Annotated in this window: 4 protein-coding genes; all 4 read left to right on the top strand. The window is 41.3% G+C overall.

What is annotated here, in order from left to right; translation table 11 throughout:
- Positions 1 to 150 precede the first annotated feature (150 nt).
- A complete protein-coding gene (locus FFR48_RS25605) occupies positions 151 to 1,110 on the top strand; it encodes a glycosyltransferase family A protein (protein WP_137669307.1) in 960 nt (319 codons plus the stop codon).
- A complete protein-coding gene (locus tag FFR48_RS25600) occupies positions 1,111 to 2,754 on the top strand; it encodes a right-handed parallel beta-helix repeat-containing protein (protein ID WP_137669306.1) in 1,644 nt (547 codons plus the stop codon). It abuts the gene before it with no gap.
- 89 nt (positions 2,755 to 2,843) lie between these two features.
- Positions 2,844 to 3,341 carry a hypothetical protein gene (locus FFR48_RS25595; protein WP_137669305.1) on the top strand — a complete coding sequence of 166 codons (498 nt, stop codon included), beginning with the start codon at positions 2,844 to 2,846 and terminating at the stop codon, positions 3,339 to 3,341.
- Positions 3,342 to 3,375: 34 nt separating this feature from the next.
- Complete coding sequence (locus FFR48_RS25590; protein WP_137669304.1) at positions 3,376 to 4,272, top strand: alpha-1,2-fucosyltransferase; 897 nt, start codon at positions 3,376 to 3,378, stop codon at positions 4,270 to 4,272.
- Positions 4,273 to 4,656 lie beyond the last annotated feature (384 nt).

The raw sequence follows: 4,656 nt of genomic DNA, 5'->3' as shown, positions 1-4,656 counted from the left end.
CATATCTCCTTAAAGTGTTTGGATGCAATCCCAGAAATTCGACCGCTTTTCTGAGTGGTATGTATGCCATGAGGAAAGTATAGCATTAGTTAGCGAAAGTTAGCAAATGATTAACTAGCTAATTTCCCTCCTAAACCCTAAGATTAAGTCATGAAACCTTTACTTGTCAGTATAGTTATTCCTGTTTTCAATCGGGAAAGGATGATTGGAGAGTGCATTGAGTCAGTCTTGAAGCAAACCTACAAGTCAATAGAGTTAGTGGTTGTTGATGATGGTTCTACTGACAATACTGCCCAAGTAGTTCAGGAATTGGCATCAGTATATCCCCATTATATTCGGTATGTTTATCAGGACAACTCTGGTCCAGCCATTGCTCGCAACACAGGTTTATCCCACTCCGCAGGAGAATTTATCCAATACCTTGATTCTGATGACCTATTACTGCCAACAAAGATTGAACTACAAGTTAAAGCCTTGCAAAACCACCCTGAGGCAGAAGTTGCTTATTGCCAAACTCTGCGGACCAACATGGTAACGGGAGAAACAAAAACTTGGGCGAGAACAGCAGAGGAAATAGAACGGATTTTTCCAGATTTTCTGATCCACCGTGGTTGGCACACCATCTCTCCTCTTTGGCGCAGTCGTTTATATTCTCGCATGGAAAGATGGGAAAACTTCTGTTGTATGGAAGACTGGGAACACGACCTGCGAGCGGGAATGTTAGATATTAAAATAGCACAAGTTTCTGAACCATTAGCTTTAGTCCGTGATCATGACGGCGATCGCTCTAGTGGGATGAAAACAGGATTTACCCCAGTCTTCATCCGTGATTTCTTCCGATCCCATAAATCGATTTGGCTGCGGATGAAATCCCAGGGCTTAACTGATTGGAGTTATCTAGAACAATTTTCTCGTAAAATGTTCTGGATTGCTCGACTATGTGGCGAACGACAATTGATAGCAGAAGCTAAGGAAGCCCTCAGCTTTGCCACTGAGATGGTTGCTAACCACCATGCACCTTGGGAAATTAGAACCTTCAAAGCGTTAACAAAAGTTTTGGGTTGGCCAAGAGCAGTAACCTGGACAGAAGCCTTGAAAAAAAGCCGTTAGATGTCGGAAAATATAAAAAACTATCCGCGGGACATCCTGCTAATAATTAGCACCCTCTTAGCTGCCATCAATCTATGGCAACCCCCAACCCCTTGCTTGCGCCAGGGTAAAATTTACGTCTCTCCCCAGGGATCTGACTGGAATCTAGGCAACAGTCCCCAAAGGGCTGTTAAAACTATACAACGGGCTGCGAATATGGCCACACCGGGAGAAGAGGTAGTTATTTTACCCGGTATCTATCGGGAAGACCTGCGGGTTCGCCGTGGGGGAAGACCCAATCGCCCCATTACCTTTCGCGCCCAACAACCGGGGACAGTAACCATCACTAATGCTGCTCCACCACAGGTAACCCAATATCTAACCTGGCGATCGCATGGCAATGGACTATATTCAACCCAGACCCCTTGGCCTATCTACTATGCCCTGTATAACGGCAGTGTTCTTTATGATGTTCGCTCGGGGGGAGTAGAAAGACTGAAAACCTTAGTAAGTCAACCCAACTCCTACAGTGCTTTTACCTACGATAGGGAAACAGAGCGTTTTTATCTTTTTCTACCCCATGGAGAAATACCAAATAATCAAAAGCTAGTATTTCATCGAGAAATTCGGTCACCGCGAGAGTGGGGCAATAGTCGGGTGGCCAATATTTGGCTAGAGGCACAACATCTAGTTTTTGACGGTCTACGGTTAGAACTTGGCGTTGGTTCTGGCTTTTTGCTGTGGGATAGTGGTTACATTACTATTAAAAATACTCTGCTGACAGGCGCTGGCACAGGAATTAGTGCTTCACCTCACATCAATGCACCATCCCATCTGGTAGTTGAATATAACCTTTACCATAATTATCCCCAATACAACTGGCTAAAGAATTGGCTTCCCTGGAATGAAGTATACGCTCATTACTCAAACTCTACACTGATTTCTGCAAGTTCTCCTAATTTAGTGATTCGTCATAATGTAGTTAGCCATGGTGGTGATGCCTTGCAGATTTCCCCCCATCTGGATAAACCCGGGCAGAATGGGGCAAATATCTATGGTAATCTTTTAATGTATGGTACGGATGATGCGATCGAAATGGATGGACCTGCTGAAAAAGTTCATTTTCATCACAACCTAGTTTACGACTTTGAACAAAACCTAGGATTAAGTCCAGTTTTAACCGGGCCAGTTTTAGTAGAAAATAACCGATTCCTGCATCCCGCTAGTGGAGTCAATGGCTCCCAAGTCAAGTTACTCAATCCTTGGTATAAACCCGGTTCGCCCAATAATCAAAGCCCGATTCAAAATATTCAGATTCGCAATAATACCTTTGTTGGGCGTTATCTTGCCTATTGGGGACCACCTGTTAAAGATGTATGGGTGGAAGAAAATCTCTTTGCCGTGGAAGGGATGAAAAATCCTCCTTGGCATCCCCAGGTCACAGTTCGCAATAATAAAATGATTACATTACCCCAGGAATATCCTAACCCCGGCACAAATCCTCAATGGTTCCAAGGTTGGTCAATACCCCGACCTGGACCTGGTTGGCTTCAATATGAAGATCATCCAGCAACTGTGGATATCCATAAAGTCCTATCCCCAGATTTGTTTGGGGGAAAAAATGATGGTATTTTCAGCATACGAATAGAAAAGAACACAAAATAGACCTCTCCGAAAAAGATGTAGGGACAATTCATGAATTGTCCCTACGAATGGGTTTCAGGTTACGCTTATGTAATTTTCGGAGATGTCTAATGAACAGCAGGTCAGTGCGCCAAATTGGGGTGTGGATATTCATTATCTTTGTTGCCGGGTTGTTTGGTGCCATCGGTGGTAGGATAGTGGGTTACATTTTATATCGCCTTAGCTATCATTACACCGTTATCCCCCAAGAACATCAAGACTGGGGACTCCGGTTTGGTCTGTTTGTGGGCACAATATTAACAGCATCCCACAAACTCGGCAGGAGACAGCCCTTTTCACTGGTTCAACTATTGTTAGGATTAGTATTAGTGGCTACAATCACTGGCACTGGTATAGGTTTGGGAGGTTTAATTGCCCACACAGCATATCAAACCGGTCTATGGCAACCGAGCAACTGGCGATTACCTAACCCCGATCGCCATGCCATATTCCTGGGAGCATTAACCGGACGTAATTGGGGGGCTGGTTTAGGAGTCATTTTCACAGTCTTATGGTTGCGCGTTTTTCCTCAACACATAAAATCCAATTCTGTATCTCGACTAAACTAAGTTAACCCTTTTTTGAAGTACCTGGAGTTCCCAGATGAAACCAATTATTGCCTTACTTTCCCAGTATGGAAGACTAGGAAATAGATTGTGGACTTACGCAAATGTACTTGCTTATGGCATGAAACATAATTTTAGTGTGCACAATCCCAGTTTTTACAACGATTCAAGATTTTTTAGTGGTATTAATGAAAACAATATTCTCAAAGAAGTACTTCCCATCTTTTCAAGAGTTAATGATCGAATCTCTATCTTTGATTCTATCAAATTAGATAATGGGTATTTACTTGATTTAGATCATGTCACTTCCGACAATTTATGCAGGAAATATATCGTGTTTTTACATGGTTTTTATTTTTCTGCTCCAGAATGCCTAAATCAATTTTCTACACAAATCCGGTCGTATTTTACACCTAAAGATGCTATCATCAAGCAAATTCACTCCCTTATCTACCAAGCAAGAAAACAGTGTGATATCTTGATTGGTGTTCATGTAAGACATGGAGACTACAAAGAGTTTTGTGATGGAATAATGTATTACAATTTGGAAGAATACGTTGCTATAATGCGATTACTCAAAGAACAGTGTCCACATCAAACTGTCTCGTTTATTGTTTGTTCAGATGAATATCAAGATCTATCGTCTTATTCAGATTTACAGATTTATCAAGGTCATGGAGGTGTCATTCAGGATCTCTACACTCTCGCTCATTGTGACTTTATAGTTGGACCTAATAGCACCTTTAGCCATTGGTCTTCATTTTGGGGTAAAGTACCTTTGCATATTCTCAATTATAAAGCCGAATATCGGTATGGGTTTAAACCTGTCTACAATCCTCAATTAAACACAGATTTTCAGTGTTTTAATCCTCAAAGTTTTGGTCGATATGCAAAGGTTCACGTTACTCTAGATGAAATCTTCAAAGGGAACTAGTACCGCTTCGCGGAAGTCAAAAGTCAAAAATAATAGGTCGTAAGCTTTTTAGCGATTGAGAATGGTTGGTTTATTTATGCCATGCTGTACTAGAATCCTTCTCAACAACTATGATCTAAATTTTCTAGAATCAAGCTTACCAAATCAAAGACTGATTTAACCACAAAAACTAACTAATTGCAGAGTTAAACACTATGAAAATTATTCCATATCTGGTCAAAAGAATCTGGATTTTTCAAAAAGTTAGGGAATTTTATTCAGGACTTACGCAACTGGCACAGCGATCGCTAATTATTAGTATATGTGTACTGCAATAATGAAGATGTTATTGAATCAGACTGATTGAGAATTGTTAATAGTAATAGATTAAATAAATGACGGGTA

It is taken from the genome of Sphaerospermopsis reniformis (assembly GCF_005402885.1).
In the GTDB taxonomy this organism is placed as follows: Bacteria; Cyanobacteriota; Cyanobacteriia; order Cyanobacteriales; family Nostocaceae; genus Sphaerospermopsis; species Sphaerospermopsis kisseleviana.
Note: the sequence above shows the minus strand (reverse complement) of the source record. Positions and strands in the feature narration are given on the sequence as shown.